Source organism: Nonomuraea sp. NPDC050786, assembly GCF_040654115.1.
Lineage (GTDB): Bacteria > Actinomycetota > Actinomycetes > Streptosporangiales > Streptosporangiaceae > Nonomuraea.
Map to the genome: position 1 here is coordinate 421,556 of NZ_JBFAHJ010000003.1, position 17,015 is coordinate 438,570.

At 72.1% G+C, this 17,015-nt stretch carries 13 protein-coding genes; 10 read left to right on the plus strand and 3 right to left on the minus strand.

Going from position 1 to position 17,015, the window contains the following annotated elements:
- Nucleotides 1-4: 4 nt before the first annotated feature.
- The 4 genes from AB0H84_RS09525 (at nt 5) to AB0H84_RS09540 (ending at nt 3,801) form a co-directional block, all read left to right on the plus strand.
- Nucleotides 5-1,495 (plus strand): hypothetical protein, encoded by a 1,491-nt coding sequence (locus AB0H84_RS09525; RefSeq protein ID WP_357600986.1) that lies wholly within the window; start codon nt 5-7, stop codon nt 1,493-1,495.
- Nucleotides 1,496-1,571: 76 nt separating this feature from the next.
- A complete protein-coding gene (locus AB0H84_RS09530; protein ID WP_357600727.1) occupies nt 1,572-2,327 on the plus strand; it encodes a 5-oxoprolinase subunit PxpA in 756 nt (251 codons plus the stop codon).
- Entirely contained in the window at nt 2,324-2,938 is a 615-nt protein-coding gene (locus AB0H84_RS09535; RefSeq protein WP_357600730.1) for an allophanate hydrolase subunit 1, read from the plus strand. The genes AB0H84_RS09530 and AB0H84_RS09535 overlap by 4 nt, the downstream gene beginning before the upstream one ends.
- Complete coding sequence (locus AB0H84_RS09540; protein WP_357600733.1) at nt 2,935-3,801, plus strand: biotin-dependent carboxyltransferase family protein; 867 nt, start codon at nt 2,935-2,937, stop codon at nt 3,799-3,801. Before AB0H84_RS09535 ends, AB0H84_RS09540 begins: the two co-directional genes overlap by 4 nt.
- On the opposite strand, the gene AB0H84_RS09545 is transcribed toward AB0H84_RS09540, so the two are convergent.
- A complete protein-coding gene (locus tag AB0H84_RS09545) occupies nt 3,779-4,609 on the minus strand; it encodes a PhzF family phenazine biosynthesis protein (RefSeq protein ID WP_357600736.1) in 831 nt (276 codons plus the stop codon). The two genes, AB0H84_RS09540 and AB0H84_RS09545, sit on opposite strands and share 23 nt — an antisense overlap.
- Nucleotides 4,610-4,669: 60 nt before the next feature.
- On the opposite strand from AB0H84_RS09545, the gene sthA reads away from it, so the two are divergent.
- Nucleotides 4,670-6,085 (plus strand): Si-specific NAD(P)(+) transhydrogenase, encoded by a 1,416-nt coding sequence (gene sthA, locus AB0H84_RS09550; protein WP_357600738.1) that lies wholly within the window; start codon nt 4,670-4,672, stop codon nt 6,083-6,085.
- A 20-nt stretch (nt 6,086-6,105) separates the two neighbouring features.
- On the opposite strand, the gene AB0H84_RS09555 is transcribed toward sthA, so the two are convergent.
- A complete protein-coding gene (locus AB0H84_RS09555; RefSeq protein WP_357600741.1) occupies nt 6,106-6,759 on the minus strand; it encodes a DoxX family protein in 654 nt (217 codons plus the stop codon).
- Nucleotides 6,760-6,794: 35 nt separating this feature from the next.
- Nucleotides 6,795-8,324, minus strand: coding sequence for an MFS transporter (locus tag AB0H84_RS09560; protein ID WP_357600744.1), 1,530 nt, complete (start codon nt 8,322-8,324; stop codon nt 6,795-6,797).
- Between the two features lie 260 nt (nt 8,325-8,584).
- Here AB0H84_RS09560 and AB0H84_RS09565 point away from each other — a divergent pair, with 260 nt between their 5' ends.
- From AB0H84_RS09565 to AB0H84_RS09585, 5 genes are all read left to right on the plus strand, one after another.
- Nucleotides 8,585-10,432: a hypothetical protein gene (locus tag AB0H84_RS09565; RefSeq protein ID WP_357600747.1), complete on the plus strand. Its 1,848-nt coding sequence runs from the start codon at nt 8,585-8,587 to the stop codon at nt 10,430-10,432.
- 163 nt (nt 10,433-10,595) lie between these two features.
- Entirely contained in the window at nt 10,596-12,953 is a 2,358-nt protein-coding gene (locus AB0H84_RS09570; protein ID WP_357600750.1) for an AAA family ATPase, read from the plus strand.
- A 134-nt stretch (nt 12,954-13,087) separates the two neighbouring features.
- A complete protein-coding gene (locus tag AB0H84_RS09575; protein ID WP_357600752.1) occupies nt 13,088-14,071 on the plus strand; it encodes an ABC transporter permease in 984 nt (327 codons plus the stop codon).
- Nucleotides 14,071-14,985 carry an ABC transporter permease gene (locus AB0H84_RS09580; RefSeq protein ID WP_357600755.1) on the plus strand — a complete coding sequence of 305 codons (915 nt, stop codon included), beginning with the start codon at nt 14,071-14,073 and terminating at the stop codon, nt 14,983-14,985. The genes AB0H84_RS09575 and AB0H84_RS09580 overlap by 1 nt, the downstream gene beginning before the upstream one ends.
- Nucleotides 14,982-16,994, plus strand: a complete 2,013-nt coding sequence (locus AB0H84_RS09585; protein WP_357600758.1) for an ABC transporter ATP-binding protein — start codon at nt 14,982-14,984, stop codon at nt 16,992-16,994. Before AB0H84_RS09580 ends, AB0H84_RS09585 begins: the two co-directional genes overlap by 4 nt.
- Nucleotides 16,995-17,015 lie beyond the last annotated feature (21 nt).

Here is a 17,015-nt window from a genome sequence, read left to right on the forward strand (position 1 = left end):
GGAGATGGTGCAGGCGGCTCGCGAGCTGCTGGCCGTACGCACCCCGCTGGACGCGGAGCTGATGGTCTCCGACATGATCGGCGCCTGGTGGGGCAGGCGGGTCAGGGGCGGCGACGTCGAGCAGGTGCTCGGGGAGGGGCTGGTCGACTACGCCGCCAAGGCCGGCACGCCGGCCTCGCTGACGTTGCTGATCTGCCTGGCCTATCTCGGCACGGCCCGCCAGGGCGCCAAGGCCGAGGGCGCGGCGCTGGCCATGATGGAGTCGGGCGTGGCCAGGCCCGGCTGGGCGGACCGGGTGGGCGCGGTGAAGCCGGCCGGATGCTACGTCTCCCGCGACGCGTACGGCGACCAGGACACGGTGATCTGCACCTTCGCCTACCGCTGGAACGCGGACTCGCTCCCTGCCGACCGCCACGCGCTGGTCATGGTCGTCGACTACAACATGAGCGGCATGGCCCGCGACGCCTGGGTCTCCTCGCAGGTCGACAAGTTGCTGGAGCAGGCCAGGGCCGAGGCGGCGGGCAATCCGCTGCTGCTGTTCGAGGAGATCGAGCCCGACCAGGCCAGGGCGCTGCTGGAGTCGGCCATGAAGGCCACGCGTGAGCCGAAGACGCCGCCGCCCGTCAGCGACAGCTACAGCGCCTACCACGCCTTCGCCAGGGCCAGGCTCAAGGCGCTGCCGCCTGGGCGCAAGAGGCCGGCGCCACGGCACACCGAGGCCCCGTACAGCAGGGAGCGGCGGGCCATGCTGGCGGCGGAGTTCCTGGCGTCCGACGCGGCCGAGCACCTGTCCGACCCCTCGGCGGCCTCGCGCTGCGCCGACCACATCATCGACTACGGCTGCGACCAGGACTTCAGCCGGCCGCTGCGGGTCAGCCCGACCAAGTGTGAGACGTTCCTGCTCGACTGGCTGCCGCGCAAGGTGATGCTGAGCGTGGCCGAGCAGGAGGCCATGCCGCACGTGCTGTCGGCGTGGGTGCGCTTCGCCGCCGCCCGCACGGGCCTGCCCGAGCAGGGGCTCAAGGCCACGCTGGACGCGGTGTGGGAGGCGATCGGCAAGTTCCCCGAGGCCTACCGCGACCCGACGTCGTTCGGCCTCGACAGGCCGCTGCTGGAGCGGCTGCTGCCGGACGGCGACCTGTCGGCGCTGGCCAGGCGGGCCTTCGCCTTCCCGTTCCTGCAGGGCACGCACAACGGGATCGAGCTCGACAAGCTCAACCCGGCCGACGAGGCCGACCGGCGCACGCTGCTCGAGATCGACCACGGCGCCACGATCGACCAGGAGCACCTGGCCTGGCACGAGGAGATCGCCACCCGGCTGTGGGAGGGCGACCCGCCGCAGCTCTGGGAGGCCGCGCAGCGCCTGCTCGACCTCGGCCACGACCGTCACGACGTGCTCCACGTGCTGATCGAGATCGCCGAGCGGATCGGCGACGACCCGGACGAGCTGGCGGCCGCGCTCGACGACATCGCCGACATTCCCGACGAAATCTAGGGAGCAATCCACCTGGTACGGCGACTCAGACGGTGTTCACCACACCGGAAGAGGCGTCGAGATAGCCTCTACTGCCATGGTGATCGACCTCAACGCCGACCTGGGCGAAGGCTTCGGGATCTGGCGGCTCGGCGACGACCTCGCGCTGCTCGACATCGTCACGAGCGCCAACGTGGCCTGCGGCTTCCACGCGGGCGACCCCGTGACGATCAGGCGCACGTGCGCGGCGGCCGTCGACCGCGGGGTGACGATCGGGGCGCAGGTGTCCTACCGCGACCTGGCGCACTTCGGGCGCAGGGAGATGGAGGTCGAGCCGGAGGAGCTCTGCGCCGAGGTGCTCTACCAGATCGCGGCGGTCGACGGCATCGCCAGGGCGATGGGCGGCCGGGTCTCCTACGTCAAGCCGCACGGCGCGCTCTACAACCGGATCTGCCGTGACGAGGTGCAGGCCGCGGCGGTGATCGACGCGGTGGCCGACTACGACCCCGCGCTGCCGGTGCTCACGCTGCCCGGTTCGGCGGTGCATCCGGTGGCGGCGGCCGCGGGAGTGCCGACGGTGAGCGAGGCGTTCGCCGACCGGGCGTACACCCCCGAGGGCACGCTGGTGCCGCGCAGGGAGCCGGGCGCGGTCGTCCACGACGCCGCCGCGGTGGCCGGCCGGGCCCGCCAGATGGCCGTGGAAGGCTCTGTGACGGCCGTCGACGGCAGCCGCGTGCCGATTTCCGCCCGTTCCATCTGCGTCCACGGAGACACGCCTGACGCCGTCCGGCTGGCGCAGGGGGTGCGGGACGCGTTGCTGACGGCCGGAGTGGTCCTGCAGGCGTTCGCGTGATCCGTACGGCCGGGGAGCACGGGCTGCTCGTGGAGACCGGGTCGCTGGAGCTCTCGCACCGGCTGGACGCGGCGCTTCGGGCCGATCGGCCCGCCGGGGTCGTCGAGATCGTGCCGGGGCCCGAGACCGTGCTCGTGCTGGCTCCAGGAGCGGATCAGGGGCGGTTGCGGGCGCGTCTGGCGGACGTCGTGGAGCGGGAGCGCGGCAAGGGCGGCGCGGCGGCGGCCGAAGGAGCGGCCGTGACGATTCCCGTCGTCTATGACGGGGCTGATCTCGATTCCGTCGCGGCGCTGGCGGGGATCACGGCCGACGAGGTGATCTCCCGGCATTCGGGGCGCGAGCTGGTGGTGGGGTGGCTGGGGTTCGCCCCGGGGTTCGCCTATCTGACGGGGCTCGATCCGGTGCTGGAGATGCCCAGGCTGGACACGCCGCGCACGTCGGTGCCCGCCGGCTCCGTGGCGGTGGCGGGGCCGTACTCCGCGGTCTACCCGACCGCCTCGCCGGGCGGTTGGCGACTGCTCGGGCGCACGTCGGTGCGGGTGTGGGACGTGGCGGCCGACCCGCCCTCCCTGTTCAGGCCGGGCATGCGCGTGCGGTTCGAGCCGGCATGATCGAGGTTCTGGCGCCCGGTCCGTACGCGACCGTCCAGGATCTGGGTCGGCCCGGTTTCGCCCATGTGGGGGTGCCTCGCTCGGGAGCGGCCGACACGAGGAGTCTGCGGCTGGCCAACAGGCTTGTGGGCAACGCGGAGGGGCTGGCGGGGATCGAGCTGACGCTGGGGATGGCGCGGCTGCTCTTCCACGACGGCGCCTGGGTGGCGCTGGCGGGCGCGCCGGTACCTGCCGGCGTCACGGCGGGCGTGCCCCTGGCCGCCGCGGCGGGGATGGGGGCGCCGTTCTGGGTGCCGCCGGGGGCGGAGCTGCGGCTCGGCATGCCCGCCCGGGGGCTGCGCACCTACCTGGCCGTGCGCGGCGGGATCGCGGTCGAGCCGGTGCTGGGCAGCCGCTCCACCGACTCGCTGTCCGGGCTGGGGCCCGAGCCGCTGCGGGCGGGCACGCTGCTGCCCGTCGGCCCGCCGGAAGGTCAGATCTCCGTCGATCTGGCGCCGCCGCCCGAGCCCAGGCCCGCCGTGCTGGGGGTGACGCCCGGGCCGCGGGACGACTGGTTCGCGCCGGACGCGCTGGCCGTGCTGTGCGCGCGGCCGTACACCGTGAGCCAGGACAGCAACCGCGTCGGGGTGCGCCTCAGCGGCGCCGCGCTGGTCAGGGCCAGGGCGGGCGAGCTGCCGAGCGAGGGCATGGTCACGGGGGCCGTCCAGGTGCCGCCGAGCGGGCAGCCGATCGTCTTCCTCGCCGACCACCCGCCGACCGGCGGCTATCCGGTGATCGGCGTCGTCCGCGAGGCGGACCTGCCGGTCGCCGCCCAGCTCAGGCCGGGCGACGAGGTGCGGTTCACAGCTCGACCTGGCCGGTGACGCAGGTCACGACGGAGCCGCCCACCCACACGTTCCCCTCCTCGTCGGTGGAGATGTGCACCCGTCCTGAACGGTCGAGCACCGTGCCCTGGCTCGCCACGTACGGCGCCTTGGCCCGGCCCGTGCGCAGCAGCCACTGCGCCATTGAGGCGTTGAGGCTGCCCGTCACGGGGTCCTCGATGGTGGAGCCGTGCGCGTGCGTGAACGCCCGCACCTCGTAGTCGTACGGTGACCCCTCGGGGTACGGGCCCGCCACGCCCAAGAAGTTGGGCACCAGGCCGGGCCGCAGCGCGAGCACCGACTCGGCGTCCGCGAGGAGCACCGCGATCCAGCCGGGCCCGTTGTCGGCCCACTCCACGTCCACGATGTCGTCGCGCTTGATCCGCAGGGACTCGGCTATCTGCTCGACCAGCGCTTCCTCCACGGGTCCCGACTTCACGAGGGGCGGCGCCTGGAACGCCAGCCTGCCCTCGGTCTTGCGCACCCGCACCAGTCCGGCCCCGCACTCCTGGACGATCTCCCCCTCCTTGTGCGGCACTCCCCCGGCTTCCAGCCAGGCGTGGCAGGTGCCCAGCGTCGGGTGTCCGGCGAAGGGCAGCTCGACTGACGCGGTGAAGATCCGCACCCGGTAGTCCGCCTCGGGTGTGCTCGGGGGCAGCAGGAAGGTGGTCTCGGCGAGGTTCGTCCACGAGGCGAACCGCTGCATCTCCTCGGCCGTCAGGCCCTCGCCGTCGAGCACGACCGCGAGCGCGTTTCCGTGGTACGGGGTGGCCGTGAAGACGTCCACCTCGGTAAATGGGCGCAACATACCTGGAGTCTCGCAGACAGGGTCTTTTCCCGCCGCCACGGCGCCCCCAGACTGGACGGTGTGGCGGACTTTGACGTTGTGGTCCTGGGTTCCGGGCCAGGTGGGCAGAAGGCCGCGATCGCGGCGGCGAAGCTCGGCAGGCGCGTCGCGGTGGTCGAGAAACGGCACATGATCGGCGGCGTGTGCATCAACACGGGGACGATCCCCTCGAAGACCCTTCGCGAGGCCGTCCTCTACCTCACCGGGCTCAACCAGCGGGAGCTGTACGGCGCCAGCTACCGCGTCAAGGACGAGATCACGGTCGCCGACCTCGGGATGCGCACCCAGCACGTGATCGGCCGGGAGATCCAGGTCATCCGCAGCCAGCTCGCCCGCAACCACGTGACCGTGTTACAGGGCACCGGCCGCTTCCTGGACCCGCACACCATCGGGATCACCCACGAGGAGGGCAAGACCGAGGAGACGAAGATCTCCGCCGAGAAGATCGTGATCGCCACCGGCACGTCGCCCGCCCGTCCCGCAAGCGTCGAGTTCGACGACCGGACGATCATCGACTCCGACGCGATCCTGCATCTCGACCGGATCCCGGAGACGCTCGTCGTGGTGGGGGCCGGGGTCATCGGCATCGAGTACGCCTCCATGTTCGCCGCGCTCGGCACCAAGGTGACGGTGGTGGAGCGGCGCGAACGCATGCTGGAGTTCTGCGACCTGGAGATCGTGGAGGCGCTGAAGTACCACCTGCGCGATCTGGCCGTGACGTTCCGCTTCGGGGAGAACGTGGCCGCGGTCGAACGCCGCCCGGGCGGGGCGCTGACCCTGTTGGAGAGCGGCAAGAAGATCCCCGCCGACTGCGTCATGTACTCGGCCGGGCGCCAGGGCAAGACCGCCGAACTGTGCCTGGAGGCCGCCGGCCTGGCCGCCGACGACCGCGGGCGGATCTCGGTGGACGCCTGCTATGCCACCGAGGTGCCGCACATCTACGCCGTGGGCGACGTGATCGGCTTTCCCGCGCTGGCGGCCACCTCCATGGAGCAGGGCAGGCTGGCCGCGCAGCACGCGTGCGGCGAGCCGGTCGACGACATGCGCGAGCTGCCGCCCATCGGGATCTACACCATTCCCGAGATCAGCTTCGTCGGGCGGTCGGAGGACGAGCTGACCCGGGACAAGGTCCCGTTCGAGGTGGGCATCTCGCGGTACCGGGAGCTGGCCAGGGGGCAGATCATCGGCGACTCGTACGGGATGCTCAAGCTGCTCGTCTCCCCCGAGGACCGCAGGTTGCTGGGCGTCCATGTGTTCGGCACGGGGGCGACAGAGCTCGTGCACATCGGGCAGACGGTCATGGGGTGCGGCGGGACCATCGACTACCTGGTCAACGCCGTGTTCAACTATCCGACGCTGGCCGAGTCGTACAAGGTGGCCGCGCTGGACGCGATGAACAAGATGCGGGTGGTCGCCCGGCTGACCTCCGGCATGTGATCACCCGCAGGGGGGCGGCGTCAGTCGGCGGCGGGGCGGCGTGGGCGGGGCGTGGGCTTCTTGCGGCCTGCCACCAGCGTGTCGCCCGGCGCCGGGGCCGGGCCCTCCGCCCGTGCGGTGTCCCCCTTCTGGGTGCGCGGGCGCGGGTGCGGTGCCGTGTCCTCGGTGGCCGACGCCGGGGGCTCCTCCGGCTTCTGGGCGGGTGGCTTGTCGGGATCACGGAGTGAGGCGATGACGCGGTCGGCCTCCGTGTCCGCGGCGAACTCGTTCGCCGCCTCCGTCTCCCTCCTCCTGATCACCACCATGTGGTCCACGGAGACCCGTCCCGCGCCCACCACGGCGAGCAGGAGGGAGGCGGCCCCGAGGAGGATGAGCTCGTTCATGCTGATCGGGTTGAGCGGCGGGGCGACGAGGAAGACCGCCAGCGCCTCGGCGAACAGGACCAGCCCGGTGATCGAGACGGCCAGGCCGGCGATCAGCAGCGCGCCGCCGATGAGCTCGGTGAGCATGGTGACCGTGGCCCAGGCGCCGGGCGCGGGCGCTCCTTGCTGGAGAAACTTCACTCCGGTGGCCTTGAGCCCGTCTTCCAGCTTGGTCCAGCCGTTGGCGAAGAAGATGCCGCCCACGCCGACGCGGGCGACTAAAGCGGCAAGATCACGGAGGGCCTGTTTCACGGTAGTTGTTTGCCCTAATCGGGACATGGCACACCTCAATCACGGCTGAGCAGCATGGCCACCGCGACGGCGGTCAGGCTGAGCAGGACGACGCTCACGACCACGGTCGTGTGCAGGGCGTTCACGAAGGCCCACCGGGCGGCGTCCATGAGCGCGCCGCCCGCGCTGCCGCCGATCTCGTGGGCGACGTGCGCGGCGCCCGCGAGCGACTGCCGGGCCTGGTCCATGCCGCTCGCGGACACGCCCGGCACGGAGGGCAGGCCGGGGGCGTACACGATGGTGGTGATGGTGCCGAGCACGGCCACGCCCAGACCGGCGCCCAGCTCGTACGCGGTCTCCTCGATGGCCGCGGCCCCGCCCGCCTGGGACTCCGACGCCGACGACATGATCGTGTCGGAGGCCGCGAGCAGTGCCACCTGCACCCCGAACCCGATGCCCACGAAACAGAGCGCCAGCGTCACGGGGTGGGCCTCGACCCCCCAGCTCAGGGTGGGGGCCAGGGAGAGGGCGACGAGCCCGAGCCCGCCGCTCATCGTGGCCCGCATGCCGATCCTCGGCAGGATGTGGGCGGCGGCGAGCCCGCCGGAGATGGCCGAGATCACCAGCGGCAACATCCTGACGGCCGCGTGCAACGGACTGTCGCCGAGCACGAGCTGCAGGTATTGGGCGAGCATGAGCTGCAGGCCCACCAGCGAGAACACGCCGAGCAGCACGCCCGCCACCCCGGTCGCGAATTCGCGCCGCCTGAAGAGCCCCACCTCCAGCAGCGGCGCGCGCAACCGCAGCTGCCGTCGTACGAACAGGCCCAGCAGGGCGAGCCCGCCGAGGAACACCAGGACCGACGCCCACAGCGGCATCAGGCTGCCCGCGCCCGCCTCCTTCAGCCCGAACGCCAGCGCCAGGATGCCGAAGACCGACAGCACCGCGCTCACGCCGTCCCACGGGCGGTCCTTGCGCACGGGCGAGTCAGGGAGCAGGCGTACGGCGGCGGGCAGCAGCGCCAGGAGGATCGGCACGTTGATCAGGAAGACGGCGCCCCACCAGATGCCGACGAGCACGCCGCCGATGAGCGGGCCGACCGCCGCTCCGGCCGCCGCGACCGCGCTCCAGACGCCCAGGGCGATGGCCCGCTCGCGCCTGTCGGTGAAGACCTGGCGGATCAGCGAGAGCGTGGCCGGCATGATCATCGCGCCGCCGACGCCGAGCAGCGCCCTGGCGAGGATGAGGGTCAGCGGCGTCGGGGCGAACGCGGCCCCGGCCGAGGCCAGGCCGAACAGCAGGTAGCCGCCCAGGACCAGCCGTTTGCGCCCGTACCGGTCGCCGAGCGTGCCGAACATGATCAGCAGTGGCGCGACCACCAGAGAATAGGTGTCGATGATCCACAGCAGCTCCACCGCGGACGGCTCGAGCGCGGCGGTGAGGGCGGGCACCGCGATGTGCAGCACCGTGGCGTCGACCGTGATCAGCAGCAAGCTCACGCAGAGCAGCACGAGAACGGACCAGCGGCGGTCCCGGTGCTCCTGATCGGCAGTCCGTATGAAAGGTGCGGCCTGTGTGACGGTCATGGGGCTCCTTGCAGGCCGATCCGTTGACAGGGCCCGCACGTGCTCTAGGTCGGTGGTGCGGGAAGCCCGGCTCGACGCTCGCTCCTCCCGAGCTGCTCAGCCTCGACTCCCACCGCTCCGGCTTGCGTCGCAGCTTAGGGTATGTCAGGCGCTCGTCATAGCGGTATCGGACGATCCACCCCTGACCGGAACCTCTCTAGAGAGATACAGCCATATGTCGGCATCTATCCAACATTGGCTCGCCAACCGATCATGGACCTGTGGGGACCGACGCAAGTGGCAGAAATGGCGATATTGCCGATAGGTCCGCACGCGAATGGTGTGACGAGGCTCTCGCCAGGCTGACCGCCGGCCGTCCGGAGTCCGCGCTCGAGGCCGCCCGCCGCGCGGCCGACCTCGACCCGGGCGCCGAATGGGCGTACCGGCTCATCAGCCTCGCCCACGAACGGCTGGGCCGCGACGCCGACGCGGCGCCGGCCGCAGAACAGGCCGTGGAGCTGGCCCGCGGCTCCTGGCCGGCCCGGCTGCGCCTGGCGGCGGTCCTGCGCCGCGTCCCCGGCCGCTGGCGGGAGGCGGTGGAGCACGCCACGCTCGCCGCGAGGTTCGCGCCGGAGGAGCCGGGCCCCGAGGTCATGCGGGGCGACCTGGCCCTGCTGCGCGGCGACCACACCTGCGCCGAACAGGCGTACCGGGCGGCGCTCGCCATCGACCCCGGCCACCCCCAGGCCCGCGTGAACCTCGGCCTGGCCCTGCTGTGCTGGGACCGGCCGCGCCCGCACCACGATCTTGCCTGGTCCGTGGACCCGCGTGACACGGGCAGGGCCAGGCGGGCGCTGGAGATCTGGTCGCGGCAGGCCCGCCTCCTGGTCGCCGTCGCCACGCTCGCGATCGCCGGGGCGGCGCTCTTCCTCGACTGGGGCTCGCGGGCCGTGCTCGGCGGGTTCGCGGTGCTCGTGCTGCTGGTGCCGCTGACGGTCAGGCAGGCGCGGCGGGTGGGCCTCTGGTCGTACGTGCCCGCGATGCTCTGCAGGGACCCTTGGCTCGGCGCGGCACTCGTGTCGACCGCTGTGTCGGTGCTCGCGTTCGCCGCCTGGCTGCTGCTGGGCGCGATGCCGTCCGTGCCGTCCGCGTTCGATCCGGTATGGGCGGGGCTGGCGGGCATCGTGGTGCTGGGCTGGCCGGCGCTGGCGGCCGTACGGGCGCTGGCGGAGGCGTGGCGCGGCCGCCCGCTGTCGGCGTTGGCCGAGACGGAGCGCGCTCTTTCTTCGGGTCAGGTCCAGGCGCAGGCGGAGCGCACTCTTTCGGATCAGGCCCAGGCGCAGGCGGAGCGTGTTCTTCCGGATCAGGGCCGGGCGCAGGCGGAGCGGACCGCGAAGAGGAACGTGGGCGTGATGCTCTGGATCGTCCTCGGCCGGACCTGGTCCGTACTGGTCCCCCTGGTGGGCGGTGCCCTGGCCGTGGAGCCGAGGGCGGCCGTCGCGGCGGTCGCGGTGCCGTACCCGGTGATCCGCGGCTACCTGCGCGCCCGCCACCGCGACGACCGGTGGCTGCCGGTCGCCGTCGCGCTCGTCGTCCTGTCCGCCGCCGCCTGCGCGGTGGGCGGCCTGCTGGAGCTCTGGCGGATCGACCCGGCCGCCGCATGGGCGTGGCGGGCCGGGCTGGGCGCGATGGCCGCGGCCCTGGCCGTGTTCGCCGCGCGGGCCGCGCGTGCCTGGTGGCGGGGCGGGCCGGGCCCGTGGCGGGCGTCCCTGATCATGTGCGACCTGCCCGTGGGCGCCGAGCCCTCCGTCGCGCTCGACCCGGAGGTGCGCCAGACCTTCTCGTACGCCCGCAGCATCGTGCTCTCTTTCGCCGACTCCCTCGGTCCCAGGGTCGCGGGCGCGGTCGCGTCCGTCACCTCGTCGGGCGAGCTGCGGGTGATCACGGAGACCGAGGCGTGGGACGCCGTCGAGACCGATCCACGGGTGGCGGTGTTCGCGGCGGACCCGCTGCAGCGGCGGTTCTGGGTCGAGGTGCGCGGGATCGCCATGGCCGACTCCGACGTGCTGCGCGTCACCCCCAAGCAGGTCCTCGTCGGGGAGTTCCCCGGCCGGCACCAGCGACGCTAGCCGGCACGTCGTTCTAGGCGGACTTCGCGCACGCATCGCGAGGCTCGTCCAGGCGGGCCGCGGGACGGAGCGATCGCCGCTTTCGTGACCTTCACCTAGCGTGTCAGGAGCGCCCAATCGTCGGTCCGGTGCGGTATAACCGGGGGCGGACCGGGGAGGCGTGATGCAGGAGTCCGGCAGGGCCCAGGCCGCGGGGCGGGTCGCGGCGCGGGATCTGTTCGAGAAGGTTCGGCTGCGTTATTACCAGATTCCCCCGGCCGTGCGCCGGGTGCTCTACATGGTCGTGCTGGTCGCCACCATGGGCGTGGGCGCGGCGCTCGGGTGGAACCTGCTCACGACCTTCCCCGTCGTCCTGCTGCTGCTCGGGTTCGTCGCGCTGACCATGCGCTTCCCCCGCGCGGCGGCCACCGTCCTGGTGGTGGCGGGCTGGATCCCCCTGGCGCTGGTCATCTTCTCCGGGCTCGAGCTGTTCCCCCCGGGCTCCAACGCGGTGCACCTGATGGTGGCGCTGGCCCTGCCCGTCGCCGCGGGCGCCCACCTCATCCGCTGGGTGGCGCCGTGGGCCACCACGCTGCTGGCGCTCGCGCCCGCCGCCGTCCTGGCCGTGCCATTCTCCTTCGTCACCGCGAGCGTGGCGGTCTGGGTGGCGTACGCCGTGGCCGCCGCGGTGCTGGTCTACCGTTTCCTGCTGGCCCGCAAGGTCAGGGCGGAGCGCGCCGCCGCCGAGGAGCAGCAGGTACGGGTCAGGGTGCGCGAGGGCAGGCTCGAGTCGCCGCAGGACAAGTCGGGCGCGCCGCCGCAGATCTCCGTCGAGGAGGCGCTCGGCGAGCTCGAGAGCATGGTCGGCCTGGCCCCGGTCAAGGAGCAGGTGCGCTCGATCGCGGCCTCCATCGAGGCGTCCCGGCTGCGTGCCGAGGCGGGCTACACCACCGAGCGGCCCACCAGGCACTTCGTGTTCGTCGGCCCGCCCGGCACCGGCAAGACCAGCGTGGCGCGCGCGCTGGCCAAGATCTTCTACGCGTTCGGCCTGCTGGAGACCCCTTACGTGGTCGAGGCGCAGCGGGCCGACCTGGTGGGCGAGTTCCTGGGCGCGACCGCCATCAAGACCAACGAGCTGGTCGACAGGGCGCTCGGCGGCGTGCTCTTCATCGACGAGGCGTACGGGCTGGTCAACTCCTCCGACGGGCAGCCCGACAGGTTCGGCGCCGAGGCCGTGCAGACGCTGCTCAAGCGGGCCGAGGACGACCGCGAGCGGCTGATCATCATCCTGGCCGGCTACGAGCAGGAGATGAGCACGTTCCTGTCCAGCAACCCCGGCCTGGCCAGCAGGTTCGCCACCCGGGTGCGCTTCCCCGGCTACTCCCCCGCCGAGCTGGTCGAGGTCACCGAGCTGCTCCAGCGGCGCAGGGGCGACACGATGGACGCCGAGACCAGGCGGGTGCTGCTCGGCCTGTTCGAGGACGTGCACCGGCGCGGCCTGGTCGACGAGCTGGGCAACGCCCGGTTCGCGCGCAGCCTGGTCGAGGCCGCCGCACAGGCCCGCGACGTGCGCGTGGTGGGCGCGGGCGGCACCCCGACCACCCAGGACCTGGTGACCACCATGACGCCCGACGTGACCAAGGCGTTCGACGAGCTGACCGCACGCTTCCGCGGTTACGTCGCCACGCCCACGCTGGAGGAGGCACTGGCCGACCTCGACAGGATGGCTGGCCTGGCGCCGGTCAAGCGGCAGGTGCACGCGATCGCGGCCCAGCTCCAGGTGGCGCGGATGCGGCAGGAGCGCGGGCTGCCCACGCCGCAGCAGATGCGGCACTTCGTGTTCGTCGGCCCGCCCGGCACCGGCAAGACCACGGTCGCCAGGGTCGTGGGCCGCATCTTCGCCGCGCTCGGCCTGCTGGCCAGGCCCGACGTGGTCGAGGCGCACCGGGCCGACCTGGTCGGCCAGCACCTCGGCTCGACCGCGATCAAGACCAACGAGCTGGTCGACAGGGCGCTCGGCGGCGTGCTCTTCATCGACGAGGCCTACAGCCTGGTCAACCCCGGCTACCAGGGCGGCGACGCGTTCGGCGCCGAGGCCGTGCAGACGCTGCTCAAGCGGGCCGAGGACGACCGCGACCGCCTCGTGATCGTGCTGGCCGGCTACGAGCGCGAGATGGACGCGTTCCTGGCCACCAACCCGGGCCTGGCCAGCCGGTTCAACCAGCGCGTGGCCTTCCCCAGCTACTCGCCCCGCGAGCTGTCCGAGATCGCGGTGCTGCTGGCGGAGAAGGCCGGCGACACCTTCGACGACGAGGCGCTGCGCGACCTCGACGAGGTGTTCGCCTGGGTGTGCGAGGAGCGGCTGATCGACGGCCTCGGCAACGGCCGCTTCGCCAGGTCGCTGTTCGAGCGCGCCGCCATGCGCCGCGACGTGCGGCTGGCCGCCCACGCGTCACGCGGCGGCTCCGCCAGCTCGGCCGACCTGACGACGATCACGAGCGAGGACGTGCGCACGGCGGTCGACGAGCTCTCCGGGCGCTGACGTCCTCGCCGGCCGCCTGCGGGGCGGAGGCGGAGTCCCGGTCCATGTTCCCCCACAGTGACGGGGCGATGTCGTAGAGTGAGCGGCGTCGGCGGTGACCAGGCCGATGTGCGGTGCACGGCGGAAGGGGAGCGATGGCGGGGTTCTTGGCCCGCAGGCTGCTCAACTACGTCGTGCTGGTCGTTGTGGCCGCCAGCCTCGCCTACCTTCTGGCGGCCACGGCCCTCGATCCGCGTTCCAACTACGCGCAGCGCACGCCCAAGCCTCCGCCCGCCGTCGTGGACGCGCAGCTCACGGCGCTCAACCTCAACGACAAGACGCCGCTGCTGCAGCGGTACGCCACCTGGGCGAGCGGGGTGCTGCACGGCGACTTCGGCAGGTCCGTCGGCGGCGCTCCCGTCAACGACGATCTCAAGCGGCGCATGGGCGTGACGTTCCGGCTGGTCCTGCTCGGGATGGTGTTCGGGAGCCTGTTCGGGGTGCTGCTGGGCGCCTTCGCGGCGGTCAGGCAGTACGGGTGGTTCGACCGGGTCTCGACGGCCCTGTCCTTCGTGCTGCTCGCCGTGCCGGTCGTCGTGCTGGCCAACACGCTGATCCTGGCCGGCTCCTGGGCCAACGAGCACATCTTCCGGACCCTGGTGTTCATGGTGAGCGGCGAATACAGCATCGGGCTCGACGCCGGCTTCTGGAGACAGCTGCTCGACCGGCTCCAGCACCTGATCCTGCCGACGATCTCGCTGTCGCTGGGCCTCGTCGCGGTCTTCAGCCGCTACCAGCGGAACATGATGCTCGACGTGCTCGGCGCCGACTTCGTCCGCACGGCGAGGGCCAAGGGGCTGACCCGGCGCCAGGCGCTCGTCAAGCACGCGCTGCGGACCGCGCTCATCCCGGTGGCGACCTATTTCGCGTTCACGTTCGCGGCGCTGCTGATGGGGGCCACGTTCACCGAGAAGATCTTCGGCTGGCACGGGCTCGGCGAGCAGCTGATCAACTCCATCTTCAGCAACGACGTCAACACCGTCGCCGCCATCTCCCTGCTGGCGGCCATCGCCGTGCTCTGCGCCTCGCTCGCCTCCGACCTGCTGCAGGCCGCGCTCGACCCGAGGGTGCGGGCGTGATGACGCTTTCCGACGAGGAGCTGGCCGAGGAGCTGTCCGGCGGCGCTCTGGCGCGGGCGCCGTCCCGGGTGCGGGTGGTCTCCGGGCGCTTCTTCCGCTCCACGCAGGGCCGGATCGGGTTCGCGGTGCTGGCGCTGATGTTCCTGCTGGCCTTCGCCGGGCCGCTGTTCAGCAGGTGGACCTACACCGACAAGGACTTCACCGCGTTCATGCAGCCGCCGTCGGCCACCCACTGGTTCGGAACGCTCCAAACCGGGTCAGACGTGTACGCGGTGACGCTGCGCGGCATGCAGAAGTCCCTGGTTGTGGGGCTGCTCGCGGCCCTGGTCTCCACGGCGCTGGCGGCCATGGTCGGGGCGTTCGGCGGCTACTTCCTGGGGTGGACGGACCGGGCGCTGAGCTGGATCACGGACCTGCTGCTCGTGCTGCCCGGCTTCCTGATCCTGGCCATCATGTCGCCGCTGTTCGGGGCCGGTCAGTGGCCGCTGTTCGTGATCATGCTGGCGCTGTTCCTGTGGATGGTCACCTCCAAGATCGTCAGGGGGATGACGATCTCGGTGAAGGAGCGGGAGTTCATCCAGGCCGCCCGCTACATGGGCGTCTCCCCCGTACGGATCATCTTCCGCCACGTGCTCCCCAACCTGTCGTCGCTGCTCATAGTGGACGCCACGCTCAACGTCAGCAGCGCCATCCTCACCGAGACCTCGCTCTCCTACTTCGGGTTCGGCATCCAGCCGCCCGACGTGTCGTTCGGGACGCTCATCGCCGACGGGTCCAGGACGGCCGTCTACGCGCCGTGGACGTTCTGGTTCGTGGCGGGGCTGCTGGTGGTCACCGTGCTCGCGGTCAACCTGGTCGGCGACGCGCTGCGTGACGCGTTCGACCCGTCGGCCTCACGGAAGGCGCGGCGGTGAGCCCGGTTCTCGAGGTCAGCGATCTGCACGTGTCGTTCGACGGCGTCCCGGCCGTGCGCGGGGTGAGTCTCGAGGTACGGCCGGGCGAGGTCCTCGGCATCGTCGGCGAGTCGGGCTCCGGCAAGTCGGTCACCTCGGCGGCCGTCATGGGGCTGCTGCCGCCGGGCGCGCGCGTCACCGGGTCCGTGCGGCTGCACGGCAGGGAGCTGATCGGGACCTCGGACCGGGAGCTGACGTCCTTCCGCGGCAAGTCCATCTCGATGGTCTTCCAGGACCCGCTCTCCGCACTGACCCCCGTCTACCGGGTGGGCGACCAGATCGCCGAGGCCGTACGCGTGCACCAGCGGGTGAGCAAGGAGACGGCCATGGTCAAGGCCGTCGAGCTGCTCGAACTCGTGGGCATCCCGCATCCGGCCGAGCGGGCGCTGGCCTTCCCGCACGAGTTCTCCGGCGGCATGCGGCAGCGCGTGGTGATCGCGATGGCCATCGCCAACGACCCCGACGTGATCATCTGTGACGAGCCGACCACGGCGCTCGACGTGACCATCCAGGCGCAGGTGCTGGAGGTGCTGAAGAGGGCGCAGCGCAAGACCGGCGCCGCGATCATCATGATCACGCATGATCTCGGGGTGGTGGCGGGATTCGCCGACCGGGTGCTGGTCATGTACGCGGGGCGGCCCGTCGAGGTGGGCGACGTCGACGACATCTTCTACGGGATGCGGATGCCGTACACGGTGGGGTTGCTCGGCTCGATCCCGCGCGTGGACCGGGGCGGGCGGCAGCCGCTGGCGCCCATCGAGGGCAACCCGCCCACGCCGCGGGCGCTGCCGCCGGGGTGCCCGTTCGCGCCGCGCTGCCCGATGAAGATCGACGCGTGCGACGAGCGGGAGCCGCCGCTGTTCGAGGTGGGGGCCGGGCACCGGGCGGCCTGCATCCGCTGGTCCGAGGTGCGCCCGCGCGTGCCCGAGCCCGTCCACGCGGAGCCGGGGCCGCGGGTGCGCGAGGAGCGTACGGTGCTCGAGATCAGCGACCTGGTCAAGGAATATCCGCTGCTCAAAGGGGCGATTTTCAAGCGCAGGGTGGGCACCGTGCACGCGGTGGCGGGGGTCAGCTTCGACCTGCGGCACGGCGAGACGCTGGGCCTGGTCGGCGAGTCGGGCAGTGGCAAGACCACCACGCTGACGCAGATCCTGGAGCTGGCGCAGCCCCAGGGCGGCCGCATCGTCGTGCTCGGGCACGACACCGCGCGGCTCGGCGGCTCCGAGCGCAGGGCGATCAGGCGCGACATGCAGGTGGTCTTCCAGGATCCGCTGGCCTCACTCGACCCGCGCATGACGGTCCACGACATCCTGGCCGAGCCGCTGCGTACGCACGGGCAGCGGCGCCCGGGGCGGCGGATCGGCCAGCTGCTCGCGCTGGTCGGGATGGACCCCTCACACGCCGCCCGCTACCCGCAGGACTTCTCCGGCGGCCAGCGGCAGCGCATCGGCATCGCCAGGGCGCTCGCGCTGGAGCCCAAGCTGCTGGTCCTCGACGAGCCGGTCTCGGCGCTGGACGTGTCGATCCAGGCCGGTGTGATCAACCTGCTCGGCTCGCTCAAGGCCCGGCTGGGGCTCTCTTATCTGTTCGTGGCCCACGACCTGGCCGTGGTGCGCTACATCGCCGACCGGGTGGCGGTGATGTACCTGGGCAGGATCGCCGAGATCGGCCAGGTGGACGCCGTCTTCGACGGTCCGGCGCATCCGTACACGCAGGCTCTGCTGTCGGCGATCCCGCTGCCCGATCCGGTACGCGAGCGCGCGCGGGAGCGGATCCTGCTCGAGGGCGACCTGCCCAGCCCGGCCCACCCTCCGACGGGCTGCAGGTTCCGCACGAGGTGCCCGAAGTTCCGCGCCCAGCTCACCGACGAGGAGCGGCGGCTCTGCGTGGACGTCGAGCCCGAAGTACGCCCGCTGGGCGAGGACCAGGGGGCGGCCTGCCATTACGCCGAGAGGCGCGAAGTCGTATAGACCTCGCACATACCAGGAGGA

Excerpts from the sequence above, each read along its gene's own strand:
- AB0H84_RS09525 (WP_357600986.1), top strand. The coding sequence starts at position 5 with ATGGTGCAGGCGGCTCGCGAGCTGCTGGCCGTACGCACCCCGCTGGAC.
- AB0H84_RS09530 (WP_357600727.1), top strand. The coding sequence starts at position 1,572 with ATGGTGATCGACCTCAACGCCGACCTGGGCGAAGGCTTCGGGATCTGG.
- AB0H84_RS09540 (WP_357600733.1), top strand. The coding sequence starts at position 2,935 with ATGATCGAGGTTCTGGCGCCCGGTCCGTACGCGACCGTCCAGGATCTG.
- AB0H84_RS09545 (WP_357600736.1), bottom strand. The coding sequence starts at position 4,609 with ATGTTGCGCCCATTTACCGAGGTGGACGTCTTCACGGCCACCCCGTAC.
- AB0H84_RS09560 (WP_357600744.1), bottom strand. The coding sequence starts at position 8,324 with ATGACCGTCACACAGGCCGCACCTTTCATACGGACTGCCGATCAGGAG.
- AB0H84_RS09570 (WP_357600750.1), top strand. The coding sequence starts at position 10,596 with ATGCAGGAGTCCGGCAGGGCCCAGGCCGCGGGGCGGGTCGCGGCGCGG.
- AB0H84_RS09575 (WP_357600752.1), top strand. The coding sequence starts at position 13,088 with ATGGCGGGGTTCTTGGCCCGCAGGCTGCTCAACTACGTCGTGCTGGTC.
- AB0H84_RS09580 (WP_357600755.1), top strand. The coding sequence starts at position 14,071 with ATGACGCTTTCCGACGAGGAGCTGGCCGAGGAGCTGTCCGGCGGCGCT.